We start from the raw sequence: 18,808 nt of genomic DNA, 5'->3' as shown, positions 1-18,808 counted from the left end.
GGGGGTCGGGGTGAGGGTGTTCGCGGGGTCATGGGTGACCCGCTGACGAATGGGGGGGGGGCCTGAGCAGGCCCGAGCCACTGTTACAGCTCACCGGCATCACCCGCAGTTTCACCGCCGGTGACCGCGAATTTCTCGCGCTGAAGAACATCAACCTGACGATCAATGCCGGGGAAATGGTCGCGATCATTGGCGCCTCGGGCTCGGGCAAATCGACGCTGATGAACATCCTCGGTTGCCTTGATTACGCCACCGCCGGCAGCTACAAAATCAACGGCCAGGAAACCCGCGATCTGGACAATCAGGCCCTGGCCGAACTGCGCCGCGACTACTTTGGTTTCATCTTCCAGCGTTACCACTTGCTGCCGCATTTGAGCGCGATGCACAACGTCGAGATGCCGGCGATTTACGCCGGTACGCCGCAGCTTCAGCGCCACGCCCGCGCCCGTGAACTGTTGGCGCGACTGGGCCTGGAAGGGCACCTGACGCATCGGCCGAGCCAGCTCTCCGGCGGCCAGCAACAGCGCGTGAGTATCGCCCGGGCCTTGATGAACGGCGGCGAAGTGATCCTCGCCGACGAACCGACCGGCGCCCTCGACACGGCCAGCGGCAAGGAGGTGATGCGCATCCTCCTGGAGCTGCACGAGGCGGGCCACACAGTGATTCTGGTCACCCATGACCCGAAAGTCGCGGCCAACGCCGAGCGCATCATTGAAGTCAGCGACGGCGAAATCCTCAGCGACCGCGCCAACGAACGCGACACCACGCACCTGCTCAGCGAAGAACCGGTGGCACCGAAAGCCACCGCCTCTCGACGTCTTGTTGCCAGTCTCGGATTGTTCAAAGAGGCGTTCGCCATGGCGTGGGTGGCGTTGATCTCGCACCGCATGCGCACCTTGCTGACCATGCTCGGAATCGTCATTGGCATCACCTCGGTGGTGTCAATTTCAGCGGTCGGGGAGGGCGCCAAGAACTATGTGCTCAAGGACATCGCCGCGATTGGCAGCAACACCATCGATGTCTATCCCGGCAGCAGTTACGGCGACAAACGTGCCGCCGCCATCGAAACCCTGACACCGGCCGATGTCACCGCGCTGAATCAGCTGTACTACGTCGACAGCGCCACGCCGATGATCGGCCGCAGCCTGTTGCTGCGCTATCGCAATATCGACCTGGATGCGCAGGTCAATGGCGTCAGCGATCAGTACTTCAAGGTGCGCGGGATCAAGATGGCCGCCGGCATCCCGTTCAGCGAAAGCGATGCGCGACGCCAGGCGCAGGTGGTGGTCATTGATCACAACACCCGGCAGCGTTTGTTCGGGCGAGATGTCGATCCACTGGGTCAGGTAATCCTGATCGGCAACCTGCCGTGCACGGTGATCGGCGTGGCCGCGCAGGATAAAAGCCTGTTTGCCTCGGGCAAGACCCTCAACGTTTGGGTGCCCTACGAAACCGCCGCCGGGCGGGTGTTGGGTCAGCGTTATCTGGACAGCATCAGCGTGCGCATGAAGGACGGCCAGCCGAGCAAAGTGGTGGAAGAGCACGTCACCCAACTGTTGTTGCAACGCCACGGCACCAAGGACTTCTTCACCAACAACCTCGACAGCGTCTTGCAGACCGTGCAGAAAACCAGCCGCTCGCTGGCGTTGTTGCTGTCGTTGATTGCGGTGATTTCATTGGTGGTGGGTGGCATCGGGGTGATGAACATCATGCTGGTGTCGGTGACCGAGCGTACGCGGGAGATCGGTATTCGCATGGCAGTGGGCGCGCGGCAGTCGGACATTCGTCAGCAGTTTTTGGTGGAGGCGGTGATGGTCTGTTTGTTGGGCGGGGCGATTGGCATTTCCCTGTCGTATGCGATCGGGCATCTGTTTTCGGTGTTTATCAAGGAGTGGGAGATGGTGTTTTCGCTGGCGTCGGTGCTAACAGCGGTGGTGTGCTCGACGTTGATCGGGATTGTGTTCGGGTTTGTGCCGGCGCGGAATGCTTCGCGGCTGGATCCGATTGAGGCGTTGGCGCGGGATTAAGAGCTGACCCTCACCCTAACCCTCTCCCAGAGGGAGAGGGGACTGATCTCGGTGTTCTTTCGAGTTACACCGACGTGGGATACTGAGCCGAACTCAGGTTTTGAACAGCACAAAGATCGGCTCCCTTTCCCCCTCGCCCCCCTGGGGGAGAGGGCTGGGGTGAGGGGGTAAATCCCACTGACACACCGCAAAATCTCGAACCACCGCCATCCAGTATTTCCATCAATAAACACAACGCCGATTGTCCGTTTAAATTACACGAATCGTTACGTCATACCGCCTACAACACCTTGCGTCGTTACCTACGCGTACGCCAGAATCCGCCGGCTTACGCGGCTATGGGGCGGGATATATCGTTTGCCTGTCACTGCAAATCAGTGATCGGGTTTGGTAGCCCGCTTCGGTACCGCCGTATGGCGCCACCTTATGCAGTCTCTTTTTGCGGCTGCGTTTTATATGGTGGACATGCGTGGGGCTCATTCATGAGCGCCGGGTTTCCGTATCGACCGGTCTACCAACCCGCGCATGGCCGCCACCTTCGTTTGGTAGCGAAAGTGATGGCTCCGGTTAATTTCGATACGAGACTTTATCTATGTTCAAAGCCACTCCCAACCCACCAGATACCGATCCAATCCCCTACGACGCCGCGCTCGAGCCTCAAAACCTCAAAGCCCACCCGAAAAACCGGCAAGATCTACCTGATCGACCCCACCATCGACAACGAAACCCTGCTCGTTGAAGCCTACGAATCGTTGTCATCGGCCAGTGACATGGCCCGTGACCTTGCCGACTCGGTCGACAGCCCTCACCGCAAGAAAATGCTGATCCTGCAGCAGGTGATCATGTTGAGTGAATTGGTGGTGAGTCGCGTCCTCGACAACCAGCGCTTGCCCAACTAATTGCGAAACAGCCGCGTGAGGGAGCCTGCTCCCTCGCATCGCGCAAGTGGTGATGCTGGGGGAATTGGCGGTGAATCAGGCATTGGAGCACGTCGCGGGAGTGCCCTCACCCTAGCCCTCTCCCAGAGGGAGAGGGGACTGATCGCGTTGTTTGCTGGAGATACGCCGACTTGGGATACCGAGTCGAACTCAGGTTTTGAACAGCACAAAGATCGGCCAAAATGTCGAACTCAGTTTCGAATTCAACCAAGATCGGCTCCCTTTCCCCCTCGCCCCCCGGGGGGGAGAGGGCTGGGGTGAGGGGGGAATCTCACTGACACGACCAAAAAAACCAAGCCTTCGCTAATCCCGGTGTATCACGCCGCACTCGACGCCAACGTCTCCAGCGGCGAATACATCCAGCGCATCAACGAATGCCGCCCGCTGATACCCAACTTGATCGCCGCCCGCTTCAGATAGCTCTCAACGGTATTGACCTTCAGCGCCAACTGCTCGGCCAATTCCGGCGCCGTGCGCCCGGCGAGCAGGCCGACACACACTTCGGTTTCGCGGTTCGACAGGCTCAGCCCCAGTTGCTCAAGGCGTTCGTCAAAGCGCAGGCGCAAGGTTTCCAGGCCGTTGCCTTCGGCTGCTTCGGACGTGGTCTGCGGATCAGGAGTGGTCGGTTGCAGGGCGTTGATGTGTTTTTCCACCATTGGCAGCAGCACCGGGGAAATGTCCTGCAACAGACTGCGCTCCTGCGCGGAAAAGCGCTGCGACTCGCCGTTGCGGTACACCGAAATCACGTAGCGGTAGCCGTCCTTGCGCCGGGTCAGGTGCAGTTGCGAGGCGTCTGCGCTGGTCGCGGCCGGCGGATTTTGTAAATGGTGGGCCGCCGCACTGTGTTCGGAAAACACCGTTTCGGCGAGCAGGGCTGGCTCTTTCAGCGGCTCCGGCTCACTGCGGCTCGACGTGCGGCTCACCGGTTCGACGCGCATCTGCCGGATGTGCGTGGCGTCTACCGCCAGTTGCGTCAGGATCAGGTCATGCAGCATGCGCGGAAAGTGCCGGCTGCCGGTGCTGGCGATGACCTTGCCGATGTGGGGGAACAAGTGTGAGTTCATATGCGTGTCATCCCTGAGAGGCGTTAATTCAAAAACGTCAGCAGCACTGTCGACGATCTCCTTGGCCGACGAAATACCGCAGACTTGGATCCTATCCTAGTACAACGTTTGAGCGACTGTTTAATGAAGGTGTTATTAGCTAATAACCTCGACTCTGCTGGCCTGAAGGTGATAACGCTGAGGTTCCTGTCGATGAATTGTCCTGTTCTGGTTGACGGTGAAACGCGTTTCAACCGATTTATCCCTTTTCGATGGGTCAGTAACCTGAACACAACTTGAACGCAACAACAACTTCCAACATTGAAAAGGGACGCACACCATGACCACTCCAACCTACAACCGCCTGAACAAAGACGACGCCATCGTGCTGCTGGTTGACCACCAGACCGGTCTGATTTCGCTGGTGCAGGACTTCTCGCCGAACGAGTTCAAGAACAACGTGCTGGCCCTGGCTGATCTGGCCAAGTTCTTCGAACTGCCGACCATCCTCACCACCAGTTTCGAACAAGGCCCGAACGGCCCGCTGGTGCCGGAGTTGAAAGAGATGTTCCCGGACGCGCCGTACATCGCTCGTCCAGGCCAGATCAACGCCTGGGACAACGAAGATTTTGTGAAAGCGATCAAGGCTACCGGCCGTAAACAGATCATCATTGCCGGTGTGGTGACGGATGTCTGCGTAGCGTTCCCGACCTTGTCGGCGCTGGCGGAAGGGTTTGAGGTGTTTGTGGTGACCGATGCGTCCGGCACCTTCAACACCACCGTGCAACAAGCCGCTTGGAGCCGCATGACTCAGGCTGGCGCACAGATGATGAACTGGTTCTCGGTGGCGTGTGAGCTGCACCGCGACTGGCGCAACGATATTGAAGGCTTGGGTAATCTACTGTCGCAGCGGATCCCGAACTATCGCAACCTGATGAACAGCTACTCGGCGCTGACCGCTCAGCAGAAGTAAGACTGCGCGATTCAAACGAAAGCCTGCCCTGAAAAGCAGGCTTTTGTCGTGTCTGCGTTTTAACGAGATAGCAGCGTTGCGATGGCGTTACTTCAGGTTATGGCTGAAGAACTCGGTCAATTTGGCGAAGGGGATCAGGTTGACCCGGTCGTACAAGTCGACATGGCCGGCCCCTGGAATGATCAGCAGCTCTTTGGGCTCGGCCGCGCGCTGGTACGCGTCTTCACTGAACTCGCGGGAGTGCGCCTGAGCGCCGGCAATGAACAGCAGCGGGCGCGGGGAGATGCTCTCGATGTCATTGAACGGGTAGAAGTTCATGAACTTCACATTGCTGACCAGCGTCGGCATGGTAGTGGTCTGCGGCGAAGCACCGGCCGGGGTGACCTGGCCACGCGGGGTGCGGTAGAAATCGTAGAACTCGTCACCCACGGCGTTGCCGGTGAGTTTGAGCGGTGTGCCGCCGGTGTAGCGGACCGGGCCGCCCCAGAACTGCGCGTTACGCTGCTGCGCCGCCTGTTCAACGATGGATTGGCGTTGCGCTGGTGTGAGCGAATGCTTGAGGCCGTTACGGTTGGCGGCGCCCATGTCGTACATGCTGACAGTGGCAATCGCCTTCAAACGTGGGTCGATCTTGGCGGCACTGATGGCGAAGCTGCCGCTGCCGCAAATACCGATAACGCCGATACGCTCACGATCGACCAGTGGGCGAGTGCCGAGAAAGTCCACCGCCGCGCTGAAGTCTTCGGCATAAATATCCGGCGCAACCGACTGGCGTGGCAGGCCCTCGCTTTCGCCCCAGAAGGACAAGTCGAACGACAGCGTGACGAAACCCTGTTCGGCCATTTTGGTCGCGTAGAGATTGGCGCTTTGCTCCTTCACCGCGCCCATCGGGTGGCCGACGATGATCGCGGCATTTTTTGACTGTGGATCGAGGTTCTTCAGGCTGAACAGATTGCCTGCGACCTTCATTCCGTACTGATTCTTGAAGGTGACCTTTTCCACGGTCACTTTATTGCTGGTGTAGAAGTTGTCTGCGCCGTTCGACATATCGGCTCCCATGGCTGAAAAAGTACTGAAGAGCAGCCCGAAGGCCAAGCAAAAACCTTTCACTGGAATGTCCTTGCGATTGAGGGTTTATTCGTCTGAGCCTGTGCACGAACATTCTCTCGATCAGCGCCTCAGCGCCGTAGTGCATTCCTCTGGATTGCTTGCCTGATCCACTGAATCTGGATTTTCAACGCCGCGCAGACACGAGATGGCGGCAATGAGAGGGCGGGGAAGGGATATGGATTACGCAGAGGATTCGGTGCTGGCCTCGACCAATCCGCTTTCAGCCTGATGACCGCTGCGCTGGGTTTCCGGAACCCCGATCCCAAGCAACACAACCGCCACCGCCGCGATACCGGCCAGGGTCAGAAACGCCGCGCTGTAACCGGCCTCCTGCACAACGAACCCGGCGAGGCCGTTGCTCAGTGCCGCGCCCAGCCCGAACACCGTGGTCAGTGCGCCGAGGCTGACGTTGAAGTGGCCGGTGCCCTGGGTGAGGTCTTTGACCATGATCGGAAACAAGGCGCCGAACAGACCCGCGCCAACGCCGTCGAGCATCTGCACCGCGACCAACCAGTAAGCATCGTCCGACAGTGTGTAGAGCACGCCGCGCAACGGCAGGATCATGAATCCGGCCAGCAGCAGCGGTTTGCGTCCCCACAGATCGGCTTTCGCCCCGACCAATAACGCCGCCGGCACCATCACCAACTGCGCCGCGACGATGCAGGCTGAGGTCAGCGGGGTGGCCATCTGCAAATTGGCTTGCGCGAGTTTTTGACTGACCAGCGGCAACATCGCCGCGTTGGCCAGGTGGAACAGTGCACAGCAAATGGCGAACAGCAGCAGCGGCCGGTTGCTCAGTAGCAGCGACAAACCGGAAGGCTGGCGATGGCCGGCGTCGGCGGGGTCGAGTCCACGGGCCAGATCATGGTCGATGGCGGCTGGCGAAACGCAGGCGATGGCAATGACACTGGCCAGGGCCATGGCCGCCATCAGATAGAACACCGCCACCGGGCCGAACAGATAGGCGAACACACCGGCGAGGAGGGCGGCGCAGGCATTGCCGGCATGATTGAAGGTTTCGTTGCGTCCGGTTCTTCGGGTGAACGCCCGTGGACCGGTCATGCCCAGGGTAATCGCGCAAATGGCCGGGGCGAATATCGACGCGGCCATTGCACTCAAGGTTTGTGTCAGTGCCACCCAAGTGAACGACGTCACGAACGGCAGCAGCAGGCAACTGCCGGTCACCAGCAGCGCGGCGATCGCAATCAACGCACGTTTGCGCCGGCTGTTGTCGACCCAGGCGCCGGCAGGTGTCTGGGTGATCAGCGCGGCGACCCCGGCAATGGTCATGACCAGACCAATGCTGGCCGGCTCCCAGTGATGCACCGCCAACAGGTAGATGGCCAGATAGGGGCCGAGACCGTCGCGCACGTCAGCGAGGAAGAAGTTGAGGCTGTCCAGTGACAGATTATTGCGGCGATCCAGATCTGCGGCCACGGCGGTGTCTTCGATGTTCGAGGTCTGCGGATGGATTCAACCTCAGCAAGCCTAATGACCAGCGGCCACGGATATAAGTTGCAGGCCGCCGCCGTGTCGTTGCGAAACAATGCCAAGGGCTGAAAACGGCGTTCCGTCACATGGTTGCTGCGCGTTCGACGCGCTACTTGTATCCTTGCGCCGGTCGAGGAGATACGACCGCTGTTATTGCCTTGAATCAGTAACGGCCGGAACGGGAAACCGGACTTTCCATTAGGTACTTTCGTGAAGCGTGATACCCACCTCGTCATCCTCTTGCTGCTGGTCATCGGCTGCTCTCTGGCGTCGCTGACCATCTGGAAAGTGTTGTCTTCGCGCGATCGCGCGCTGGAGGAAGTCAACGTGCACGGGTTGAACCTGACCCAGGCACTGGAGACCTATTCCGAAGGCATCGTCCGGCAAAGTTCGCTGCTGCTACTCGGGCTGGTCGAACGCCTGGAAACCGAGGGCAGTGGCCCCGCGCAGATCCAGCGCTTGGGTGCGCTGATCAACCGCCAGCAGCCGTTGATGCCACAAATGAGCGGGATCACCATCTATGACCGTCAGGGCCATTGGCTGATGTCGTCCAATCGACCGATCCCGGCGGGGGCCAACAGCAGTGATCGGGCCTACTTCATTCATCACCGCGACGACCCGAGCCGCGAACCCTTTATCGGGCCACCGATACGCAGCCGCTCCAATCAGGAGTGGGTGATCACCGTCAGCCGCCGTTTCAATGATGATCGCGGCGAGTTTGCCGGGGTCGTCGCCGTGACCCTGGGCGTGGAAAACTTCCTGCGCCTGTTCGGCAAACTCGATGTCGGGCAGGAGGGTGCCATCGGTTTGTCGTACACCGACGGCACATTGCTGGTTCGCTATCCGTTCCGCGAGCAGGACATGGGCCGCAACTTTTCCAAATCGCCGATCTACGCCAAGTACCTGGTTGATCAATCGGTCGGCACCGCGTCGTATACCTCCAGCCTGGATGGCGTCGAACGCCTCTACGCCTTCCGCAAAAGCGAGAAATTGCCGCTGATCACCACGGTCGCCATCGGCAAGCGTGAAGCGCTCACCGCGTGGCGAACGGAGGCGCTGTTGTCGGCGGTGGTGGTGGCGGGGCTGTTGGGGCTTACCGGTCTGATCGGCTGGTTCTTGATCCTCGACATCCGGCGCCGGACCCAGGTTGAAGGCGAACTGCGCATCGCTCAGCAGCAGTTGCTCGGCTCCAATCGGCAACTGGAACTGTTGGCCATGAAGGATGCGCTGACCGGTCTGGCGAATCGGCGCTGCTTTGATCAGACCCTGGCCACCGAGGCACGGCGGGCACAGCGCGACGGCTCGTCGTTGGCATTGCTGATGATCGATATCGACTATTTCAAGCGGTTCAATGATGCGCTCGGGCACGTTGCCGGCGACGCCTGTCTGCAAGCCGTCGGCGGTGTGCTGGATGAGTGCGTGCGGCGACCGTCAGACTTGGTGGCACGCTACGGCGGCGAAGAGTTCGCGGTCATCATGCCCGCCACCGACATGGACGGTGCCACAGTGGTGGCGCAACTGATTCTGGAGCGTTTGCAGCACGCCAACATTGCCCACCCGAGCAGTCCCGTGGCTCGCGTGAGCCTGAGCATCGGCATCGCCGCTGCACGCGGTGCGCACCTGGACCCGGTGCAGGGCCTGATCGAGTCAGCCGATCAGGCGCTGTACCAAGCGAAGACGGCAGGGCGCAACCGGTTCATGCCGTCCGGTGCGCAACCTTCATTCGACATCGATGGACAGCAGGCCACCGACCCGTGACACCAGCGTGTCGACGGCAAAGGGTTTGGTCAGCACCTGCATGCCCGGACCGAGTTGACCGTTGCCGATCACTGAGCTTTCCGCGTACCCGGTAATGAACAAGGTCTTCAGTTTCGGTCTGATTTGCCTGCCCGCATCGGCCATCTGCCGGCCGTTCATGCCACCCGGCAAACCGACATCGGTGATGAGCAGATCGATGTGCGCGCTGGAACGCAGTACTTCCAGCCCTTCAACACTGTCGGCCGCTTCGAGCAGGTTGTAGCCGAGGTCGTTCAGCACGTCCTTGAGCAGCGTGCGAACGGTGGGTTCGTCGTCGACAATCAGGATGGTCTCGCCGGCCTTGGCATGCGCTGTTGCCGAGCTTTGCGTGTCATCGTGATTGCGCACTGCTTCGCCGAGATAACGCGGCAGGTAAATGCAGATGATGGTGCCTTGACCCACGGTCGATTGCACCCGCACTTGCCCGCCGGATTGCTTGGTAAAACCGTAAATCATCGACAGCCCGAGCCCGGTGCCCTGGCCCAGCGGCTTGGTGGTGAAAAACGGGTCGAAGGCCTTGGCCATTACTTCGGCGCTCATACCGGTACCGGTGTCGGCGACCGACAGGCACAGGTATTGCCCTTCGGGCATCTCCCTCACGCGCGCCGATTCCGCATCAAGAGTTCGATTGGCGGTCTCGACGGTGATGCTGCCGCCATCGGGCATCGCGTCGCGGGCGTTGATGCACAGGTTGAGCAGGGCGTTTTCCAGTTGACTGGCATCGACCAGTGCTGGCCAGAGGTCGGCGGCGACTATCGTTTTCAGGCGAATGCTGGGGCCGACGGTGCGCTGGATCAGTTCGCTCATGCCGGCAATCAGCGCGTTGACCTCAGTTGGCCGTGGATCAAGTGTCTGTCGCCGAGAGAAGGCCAGCAGGCGATGGGTCAGGGCGGTGGCGCGTTTGGCGGCGTCCTGGGCGATCAGCATGTATTTGTCGATGTCGTTCAGACGACCTTGGGCGATGCGTTTGTCCATCAGCTCAAGGGAGGCGCAGATGCCCGCCAACAGGTTGTTGAAATCATGGGCCAGACCGCCGGTGAGTTGCCCGACCGCTTCCATTTTCTGCGATTGCCGCAATTTTTCTTCGGCCTGCATCAGGTCGGCGGTGCGCGCCGAGACCCGTTGTTCCAGTGTGTCATTGAGGGCTTTTAACGCGGCGGTGACCCGGTCGCGCTCGGCTTCGACGTTGCGCCGGTCTTCGACATCGATGAGCACGCCGGGAAAGCGTACAGGTGTGCCGTCTTCGGCGCATTCGACACGGCCGTTCGCTTCAATCCAGGTGTATTGGCCATCCGCGCCGCGCACTCGGTACTGGTGCGAATAGGCACCTCCACGGGCAATGACTTCGTTGATCGCCGCCGTGAGTCCAGCCCGGTCATCCGGGTGAACGGTCATCACCACTTGCTCCAGGCTCAGACCGTCGAGACCCCAGGCCGGATCGAGGTCGAAAACCCGCGCGAAGGCCTCATCGACGCTGAAACGATCGCTGGGCAAGTGCCAGTGCCAGGTACCGATGATGGCGCCGGCGGCCAGGGCGAGCTGGACTCGTTCGACGTTTTCCCGAGCGACCGCTTCGCTGATGCGCAAACGTTCCTGCGCGTCGCGGCGCTCGGTGACATCGCTGAAGAAGATCGCAATCTGCCGATCGGCCGGGTCTCCGACGCGGACGGCGCGCACATCGAACCAGCGCTCGAAGGTATTGGCGTAGTTCTCGAAGTTGGCCGGCTCGCCGGTCTTGGCCACATGGCCGTAAGTCTCGAACCAGAATTTCTCCAGGTTGGGCGCAAACTCGGTGACCCACTTGCCCCGCAGGTTGACCCCGGCCTGGCGCTCGAACGCCGGGTTGGCTTCGACGAAGTAATAGTCGATGGGGTGGTCGTCAGCATCGAATTTGACTTTGACGATGGCGAATGCGGCTTCGATGGTTTCCAGAATGGTGCTGAAACGTTCTTCGCTGCGGCGCAATGCGGTTTCGGCGCTGCGCGAGCGAGTCAGGTCGAGCATCGCACCGATCATGCGTTCGGCCTGGCCATCGGCATTGCGGATCAGATGCCCGCGATCAAGCACTTCGGCGTATGAACCATCGTGGCAGAGGAAGCGGTACTCAGCGCTCCAGGTCGTCCCGGAGCCGTCAATCGCCGAGCGAATCGAGGTGGTCACGCGCGCGCGATCCTGTGTGTGAATCTGCGCAAACCGCCAGTCACACGTCGGTTCTATGGCTGTGGACGCGTAGCCATAGGCCTGTTGCAGCGAGTCGTTCCAGATGACCTGGTTGGTTTTCAGATCCCAGTCCCAGACGGCGTCGCAGGTCGCCTTGACGGCCAGACGCAGGCGCGTGACCTCAGACTCAAGCTCCTCGCGAGTAAGCTGTTTCAGGATGTTCACCCTTCATGCGTTGATGGTTTGGCTTGCGTTCAATTGGCGTGTCTCAAGCCATCGGCCTCACAAGCTTTGTGAGCCATTGACCCGGAGCCTCATGTTTAAGTTGCACGCGGGCCAAAGGCACAGGCGTTTTCATAACGATTCGCCGCGATCCAGTCTGTCGAGCAGGCCTTGCCCGCGTTGCCACAAAGCCTGCTGTTTTTCCAGCGGCATGCGATCGAGGTTTTTGTACATCATGCCCATGCGCTGATTGCCGCGCAGAAGGTCACCGTGGCGCATCAGAAAATGCCAGTACAAGGCATTGAACGGGCAGGCGTTGTCAGCCGTGGTTTCGCGCACCGAGTAAGCACAGCCGCGACAGTAGTCGGACATCCGGTTGATGTACTGGCCGCTGGCGCAATAAGGCTTGGAACCGAGGTAGCCGCCATCGGCGTGCATGACCATGCCGAGGGTGTTGGGCAGTTCGACCCAATCGAACGCATCCATGTAGATCGCCAGATACCATTCACAGATCTGGCTCGGTGCGATGCCGGCGAGCAGGGCGAAATTGCCGGTGACCATCAGGCGCTGAATGTGATGAGCGTAAGCGTGTTTGAGGCTTTGGCCGATGGCCTGGCGCATGCAGTTCATCTTCGTGTCGCCGGTCCAGTAGAACTCAGGCAAGCGCCGTGTGTTACCGAAGGCATTGCCCTCGGCGTACTCCGGCATGTGCAGCCAGTAGACGCCACGCACATATTCGCGCCAGCCGATCAATTGACGGATGAAACCTTCGGCGGCATTCAGCGCGATGCTGCCTGACCAATAGGCCGACTCCACGTCACTGCAGAGTTGGCGCAGATCGAGCAAGCCAATGTTCAGCGCAGCGCTGATGCGGGCATGAAACAGAAACGGCTCGTCGCTGGCCATGGCGTCCTGATAATCGCCGAAGCCCGCCAGCCCATAGTCGAGAAAGTACGCCCACAATGCCTGGGCGTCGGCATGCGTCACCGGGTAATTGAAATCGTCCAGGCTGCCGTAGTGACTGGCGAAGCGATCCTTGACCAGTGCGAGAACTTCGAGGGTGATTGCGTCGTTGGTAAAACCCGCCGGGTAGGGCGCCTTGACGGATTTGGGCAGGGCTTTGCGATTTTCGGCGTCAAAGTTCCAGGCGCCGCCGACCGGGGTGCCGTCACCGTTGAGCAGCAGGCGACTCTTGCGGCGCATTTCGCGATAGAAGAACTCCATGCGCAGCTGTTTTTTGCCAGCGGCCCATGCGCGAAACTCGTCGCGGCTGCACAGGAAGCGGCTGTCGGCATGCCAGTGGATGGGTAAACCACAATCCTTCAGTGATTGCTCCAGACGCCAGTCGCCGCATTCGGTCAGGTGCACCTCGTTCGCTTGCAGCAGCGCCTGCCAGCGCTTTAATTCGCCGGGCACCGAGCCGCTGTTGTGCGGGTCGTCGAGGGTCACGTAATGCACACGGATGCCCTGGTCTTTCAGTGCCTGAGCGAAGTGACGCATGGCGCTGAAGATCAGGGCGATCTTCTGCGGGTGGTGGGCGACATGGCTGGCTTCTTCCATGACCTCGACCAGCAGCACACGATCCTGTTCGCGATCCAGACCTGCCAATGAAGCCAGATCAAACGATAACTGGTCGCCCAGAACGAGGCACAGCCGATGGGTTTTATTCATTTCACGGATTCAGCGTAGTGAGCAGCAGGCTGCCTGATGGACGTTTAAACGTTAAGTCCAGATAGTTGTACAGATTGTAGTCTGTGTATAGGTTTTTGTGCGGTGAATATTCACATCCTCCCTGTGCGAGCGAGCCTGCTCGCGAAGGCGTCGTCACATTCAACATTGTGAGTGACTGACCCGCCGCTTTCGCGAGCAGGCTCGCTCCCACAAGGGCTTGCACTCCGACTCGGATAAACGCTCCCGATATTTCGGGAGCGTTTACTTTGCCTTGAAAGGATTAGCCGGGATAAACGGGGTAATCCACATAGCCCTCGGCGTTGCCGCCATACACCGTCGCCGGGTTCAACGCATTCAACGGCCAGTCATTGGCAATGCGCGCCGGCAGATCGGGGTTGGCCATGAATGGGCGGCCGAAAGCGACGAAGTCTGCCAGCCCGGAATCGAGCAGTTGCGCGCCGGATTCGGCGGTGTAGCGCCCGGCATAAATGATCGCGCCGCTGAAGGTGTCGCGCACGGCCTGACGGAACGTTTGTGGCATCGCCGGCGCGTTGTCCCAGTCGGCTTCGGCGATCGACAGATAAGCAATGCCCACGTCCTCCAGCACTTTGATCGCTTCGATGTAAGTGGTGTGCGGATCTTCCTCGACCATGCCCAGGTAAGTGCGCGCTTCATCGGTCGTGGTGAACAGCGGGGCGAAACGCACGCCGACTTTTTCCTTACCGATGCACTCAGCGACGCCGGCGACCACTTCCTTGAGAAAGCGCAGACGGTTGTGCAGCGAGCCACCGTACTGATCGTCGCGCAAATTGCTGTGAGCGGAGATGAACTGGTTCACCAGATAACCGTTGGCGCAGTGCAATTCGATGCCGTCGAAACCGGCATCCATGGCGTTGCGCGCCGCCTGGATGTACAGCTGAACCAGTTCCTGAACTTCATCGGTGCTCAGTGCACGAGGTGCCGATGGCGGGACCAGTTCACCGGCGCCGGGCGCGGTTTCGATAAACACGCTGACCCGGTCGGTGGCTACAGCGGAGGCCGAAACCGGCGCCGCGCCGTTGGGTTGCAACGCGGTGTGGGAGACGCGGCCGACGTGCCACAACTGGGCGAAAATCACCCCGTCCACGGCATGCACGGCGTCGGTGACTTTGCGCCAACCGGCGATTTGTTCAGGCGTATGAATGCCCGGCGTCCACGCATAACCCTGGCCACGGGGTTCGATTTGTGTGCCTTCGGTGACCAGCAGACCGGCGCCGGCGCGTTGCTGGTAATACTCGGCCATCAGTTCATTGGCGATGTTGCCCGGTTGGGTGCTGCGCTGACGAGTGAGTGGCGGCAGGACGATGCGGTTTTTCAGGGTGTGATGACCCAGTTTGGCGGGCGTAAAGAAATTGCTGTGATTCATGGATGACCTTGTTCGCGGTTTATTAGACCAGTCGACTAGTTGGTTGGCGAAAAAATAACGCCGGGCAAGACGCACCCGGCGTTTGGAAGGGTTGTGCGAGGGCTTAGCCGAGCATCTTCAGTAGTTTTTCAGCGACAGCGGCAGAGCTGGCCGGGTTCTGGCCAGTGACCAGTTGCCCGTCGGCGACCACATGAACCTGCCAGTCAGCGACTTTCGAGTAATAACCGCCGAGGCGCTGGAACTCGTCCTCGATCAGGAAAGGCACCACATCCGTCAGGCCGACGGCGGCTTCTTCGGAATTGGTGAAACCGGTGACCTGGCGATGCTGGACCAGCGGTTTGCCGTCAGCGGTGAGGGCGTGACGCAACACACCTGGCGCATGGCAGACAAAGCCGTGGGGTTTGTTGGCGCGGTCGAACGCTTCGATCAACGCGATCGACTGCTTGTCTTCGGCCAGGTCCCACAGTGGGCCGTGGCCGCCCGGGTAAAACACCGCATCGAAATCATCAGCGCTGACGTCGGCCAGGCGACCGGTATTGGCCAGCGCCTGTTGCGCGGCGGAGTCTTTGCGGAAGCGATCGGTCTCGGCAGTCTGCGCGTCTGGCTCATCGCTTTTCGGGTCCAGCGGCGGCTGGCCGCCAGCCGGGGAAACCAGAGTGACATCGGCGCCGGCGTCCTTGAAGGCGTAGTAGGGCGCGGCGAACTCTTCCAGCCAGAAGCCGGTTTTCTTGCCGGTGTCGCCGAGTTGATCGTGGGAAGTCAAAACCATCAGGATTTTCATAGAGCACCTTGAGTCGATCAGGTGTCTTCGATTGAGCGAAGGATTCGCCCATCGGCCACACCGGTCAGAAAACGTTTGTCGGGGCGCAGCATAGATTCCAATTAGACCAGTCGTCTAGTAATTTTTTATCCTGCGGTTTTTCATCGACAGGTATGGCAAACTTCCGTTCCTCCAAATATACGACTGGTCTATTGCCTGGTAATGTGCGCCCCATGAAAGCGACCTACGACGACACCCGCCAACACTTGCTCGACACCGGCCACCGGATGATGGCCGAGAAGGGCTTCACCAGTGTCGGCCTCAACGAGATCCTGCAAACCGCCGGTGTGCCTAAGGGTTCGTTCTATCACTACTTCAAATCCAAAGAGCTGTACGGCCAGGCGTTGCTGGCGGATTACTTCGTCGGCTACCTCGCCGACATGGAACGGCGCCTGACGCTGCCGGGGCTGAGCGCCTATGAGCGGTTGATGGATTACTGGCAGGGCTGGCAAAACCGCTGCACCCTCGAAGGGCATGGCGATGAGTGTCTAGTGGTCAAGCTCAGCGCCGAAGTCGCCGATTTGTCGGAGTCGATGCGCCTGACCTTGCGTGATGGTGCCGAGCAAGTGGTGGCGCGCATTGCCTTGTGCATCGAGCAGGGCCAGGCCGAAAACAGCCTGCCCGCAGGCGACGCCCGGCATCTGGCGGAAACCCTGTATCAGCTGTGGTTGGGCGCCAGTTTGCTGAATAAACTGCAGCGCACTGGGCAATCGCTGGACACTTCGATGGCGATGACGAAACAGCTTTTGCACGTTTGACCAAGGTTTTGGTGCGACGCAATGGATGACATACCGACCGAGACTCGGTGGTTAAATATACGAATGGGAATAAGTTTCAATTACGGAACGCTTGGTATACCATCCGCGGCGCTTTGCTGGCGGTTTTACCCTTCGTTCTGGCCTATTCGTAAGGTTTCCATTTCATGCGTCGAACTCTGCTTTCAATCTGTGTGCTGCAAGCGTTGTCCCCTTCCTCGTGGGCTGAACAGGCCGATTCAACACCCGCAGCGCTTGAGCTGGACGCAACCGACGTGGTCGGCACGGCAGACTACGAACGGGCCGATGGCCCGGTGCAGGGTTACCGCGCGACGCGTTCGGCCAGTGCCACCCGTACTGACACCTCAATCCATGAAACCCCGCAATCGATCAGCGTAGTGACCAAAGATGCGGTCGAAGACCTCGGCGCCACGCGTCTGCAAGATGCGCTGGATTACGCCGGCGGCGTAGGTCGGGCGAACAATTTTGGCGGGCAGGGACTGACCACGTTCACCGTGCGCGGCTTCACCACCGGCGAGTTCTACCGCAACGGTTTTCCGATCAATCGCGGCTATCCGAACATGCCCGACGCCAACACCATCGAGCGTCTGGAAGTGCTGCGCGGGCCGGCAACCATGCTCTACGGCCGTGGCGATCCGGGCGGCACCTTCAACGTTGTTTCCAAGCAGCCGTTGGCCGAGCGCACGGTGACCCTCGGCAGTCAGTTGAATGATCAAGGCATGAAACGCGGCACCCTCGACGCCTCCGGCCCACTGGATGATGAAGGTCGTCTGGCCTATCGACTCAACGTGGTGGGCGAGGGCGGCGATACCTTTCGCGATCACGTCGAAACCGAACGCTACGGCGTGACCCCCGTGCTGACCTGGCAGGCCAGCGATGCCACCCGGGTGATCTTCGAGGGTGATTTCATGCGCAACAATCATCCGCTGGATCGCGGCGTGACCCGTTACCCCAAGCAGATCGGTACCGCCTCGCGGGATACGTTTTTCGGCGAGAAAGATGCCGGCAAATTGCACAACGACAACAACATGGCGCAACTGCGTTTCGAACATCTGCTCAACGATGACTGGACGTTGGGCGGTGGTTTCCAGTGGCTCGACGGCTCGCTTGAGGGCAATGCCATCGAAGCCAACGGCATTGCCGATGACGGTCGAACCCTGGGGCGTAACTTCAACTACCGCAAACTGGAGTGGACCGACAAGGACACCCAGCTCAATCTGACCGGCCACTTCGCCACCGGTGGTTTACAGCACACCTTGCTGACCGGCATCGAATACGAAAATTACGACTACAAATCGATCATTCAGCGCTCCAGTGGCGCGGTGGGTGCCTACCCGATCGACCTCTTCGATCCGGTCTACGGCCAGCCGCGCCCGGCATTGACCCGCACCCCGACCCACGACAAGGAAAACCTCAAGACCTATGCCGCGTTCGTGCAGGATCAGGTGGCGTTGACCGAACGTCTGAAAGTGCTGGCCGGGGCGCGTTTCGAGCGTTTCGAGCACGACTACGAAACCTACGTGCCGGGCGGCAAAAACTGGCAGGCCAGCGACAACGCGGTGACTCCACGCCTTGGCTTGACCTACGACCTGACCGACACGCTGGCGGTCTACGCCGACACCGCGCGCTCGTTCAAGCCCAACACCGGCGCGAGCCGCGTGGGCGGAGGCTTTGCACCGGAGAAAGGCAAGTCCTACGAAATGGGCGTCAAGTGGGAAGCGCTGGACCATCAGTTAAGCGTCGATGCGGCGATCTATCAGATCGAAAAACGCAACGTGCTGACCACCGACCCGGTGGACTCGACCTTTAATGTGGCGGCCGGGGAAGTACGCAGCCGTGGTTTCGACCTGAACGTCGCCGGCAACCTGACGCCCGAATGGCGCGTCATCGGCGGCTACGCCTACGTGGATGCCGAAGTGACCAAGGACAACGTGATCCGTTCGGGCACGCGGCTGATGAACATTCCGCAGAACAGCTTCAGCCTGCTCAACGTCTATGAGTTTCAGGACGGCACGCTCAAGGGCCTGGGCCTGGGCACCGGACTCAAGTACGTCGACGAACGCGCCGGGCAAACCGCCAATACTGCGTTCTCGATGGGCAGCTACACGGTTGTCGATTTGCTCGGTTTCTATAAGGTCAACGAGAAAGTGCGGCTCAATCTTGACGTGAAGAATCTGTTTGACCGGGATTATGAAGAGGGCGCGTTCGGAAATGTCTACGCCTATCCGGGTGCGCCGAGAACGGTGCAGGTGGGGATTTCCTACACCTTGTAAGCCGAGCTCGACGCTGCAACGGCGGCCCCTCACCCCAGCCCTCTCCCGGGGGAGAGGGAGCCGACCGAGGTGTCTGGCGTTATGCATCGACCTGACAGATCG

The 18,808-nt window shown here is 60.1% G+C and carries 12 protein-coding genes and 1 pseudogene; 6 read left to right on the top strand and 7 right to left on the bottom strand.

What is annotated here, in order from left to right:
- Nucleotides 1-62 precede the first annotated feature (62 nt).
- Nucleotides 63-2,027, top strand: coding sequence for a MacB family efflux pump subunit (locus ACWR1S_RS29220; protein WP_454565933.1), 1,965 nt, complete (start codon nucleotides 63-65; stop codon nucleotides 2,025-2,027).
- A gap of 592 nt (nucleotides 2,028-2,619) precedes the next feature.
- Nucleotides 2,620-2,926, top strand: a pseudogene (locus ACWR1S_RS29215) (DUF6124 family protein).
- A gap of 356 nt (nucleotides 2,927-3,282) precedes the next feature.
- Here the strand turns inward: ACWR1S_RS29215 and ACWR1S_RS29210 are convergent.
- A complete protein-coding gene (locus ACWR1S_RS29210; protein WP_454565932.1) occupies nucleotides 3,283-4,029 on the bottom strand; it encodes a response regulator transcription factor in 747 nt (248 codons plus the stop codon).
- Nucleotides 4,030-4,348: 319 nt separating this feature from the next.
- Between ACWR1S_RS29210 and ycaC the strand changes: the two genes are divergently transcribed.
- Nucleotides 4,349-4,981, top strand: coding sequence for an isochorismate family cysteine hydrolase YcaC (gene ycaC / locus ACWR1S_RS29205; protein WP_007915995.1), 633 nt, complete (start codon nucleotides 4,349-4,351; stop codon nucleotides 4,979-4,981).
- Between the two features lie 87 nt (nucleotides 4,982-5,068).
- Here the strand turns inward: ycaC and ACWR1S_RS29200 are convergent, their stop codons facing one another.
- Together ACWR1S_RS29200 and ACWR1S_RS29195 are read right to left on the bottom strand one after the other, a co-directional pair.
- The gene (locus ACWR1S_RS29200; protein ID WP_454565931.1) at nucleotides 5,069-6,091 is read right to left on the bottom strand and encodes an alpha/beta hydrolase; all 1,023 of its coding nucleotides are present in this window, start codon (nucleotides 6,089-6,091) and stop codon (nucleotides 5,069-5,071) included.
- Between the two features lie 180 nt (nucleotides 6,092-6,271).
- Entirely contained in the window at nucleotides 6,272-7,528 is a 1,257-nt protein-coding gene (locus ACWR1S_RS29195) for an MFS transporter (protein ID WP_454565930.1), read from the bottom strand.
- A gap of 264 nt (nucleotides 7,529-7,792) precedes the next feature.
- Here ACWR1S_RS29195 and ACWR1S_RS29190 point away from each other — a divergent pair, with 264 nt between their 5' ends.
- Nucleotides 7,793-9,340, top strand: coding sequence for a sensor domain-containing diguanylate cyclase (locus ACWR1S_RS29190; RefSeq protein ID WP_454565929.1), 1,548 nt, complete (start codon nucleotides 7,793-7,795; stop codon nucleotides 9,338-9,340).
- Here ACWR1S_RS29190 and ACWR1S_RS29185 read toward each other — a convergent pair.
- The 4 genes from ACWR1S_RS29185 to ACWR1S_RS29170 all read right to left on the bottom strand — a co-directional run bounded on the left by ACWR1S_RS29185 (nucleotide 9,302) and on the right by ACWR1S_RS29170 (nucleotide 15,618).
- On the bottom strand, nucleotides 9,302-11,764 hold the full coding sequence (locus tag ACWR1S_RS29185; protein WP_454565928.1) for a PAS domain-containing protein: 2,463 nt from the start codon (nucleotides 11,762-11,764) through the stop codon (nucleotides 9,302-9,304). The two genes, ACWR1S_RS29190 and ACWR1S_RS29185, sit on opposite strands and share 39 nt — an antisense overlap.
- 129 nt (nucleotides 11,765-11,893) lie before the next feature.
- A complete protein-coding gene (locus ACWR1S_RS29180) occupies nucleotides 11,894-13,432 on the bottom strand; it encodes a cryptochrome/photolyase family protein (protein ID WP_454565927.1) in 1,539 nt (512 codons plus the stop codon).
- A gap of 280 nt (nucleotides 13,433-13,712) precedes the next feature.
- Complete coding sequence (locus ACWR1S_RS29175) at nucleotides 13,713-14,837, bottom strand: alkene reductase (protein ID WP_454565926.1); 1,125 nt, start codon at nucleotides 14,835-14,837, stop codon at nucleotides 13,713-13,715.
- A 103-nt stretch (nucleotides 14,838-14,940) separates the two neighbouring features.
- Nucleotides 14,941-15,618, bottom strand: coding sequence for a type 1 glutamine amidotransferase domain-containing protein (locus ACWR1S_RS29170; RefSeq protein ID WP_454565925.1), 678 nt, complete (start codon nucleotides 15,616-15,618; stop codon nucleotides 14,941-14,943).
- A gap of 212 nt (nucleotides 15,619-15,830) precedes the next feature.
- On the opposite strand from ACWR1S_RS29170, the gene ACWR1S_RS29165 reads away from it, so the two are divergent.
- Together ACWR1S_RS29165 and ACWR1S_RS29160 are read left to right on the top strand one after the other, a co-directional pair.
- The gene (locus ACWR1S_RS29165; RefSeq protein ID WP_454565924.1) at nucleotides 15,831-16,415 is read left to right on the top strand and encodes a TetR/AcrR family transcriptional regulator; all 585 of its coding nucleotides are present in this window, start codon (nucleotides 15,831-15,833) and stop codon (nucleotides 16,413-16,415) included.
- Nucleotides 16,416-16,579: 164 nt separating this feature from the next.
- The gene (locus tag ACWR1S_RS29160; RefSeq protein WP_454565923.1) at nucleotides 16,580-18,706 is read left to right on the top strand and encodes a TonB-dependent siderophore receptor; all 2,127 of its coding nucleotides are present in this window, start codon (nucleotides 16,580-16,582) and stop codon (nucleotides 18,704-18,706) included.
- The last annotated feature ends 102 nt before the right edge of the window (nucleotides 18,707-18,808 follow it).

Source organism: Pseudomonas sp. AIG, assembly GCF_977020205.1.
This window is presented reverse-complemented; position numbering and strand designations above follow the sequence as displayed.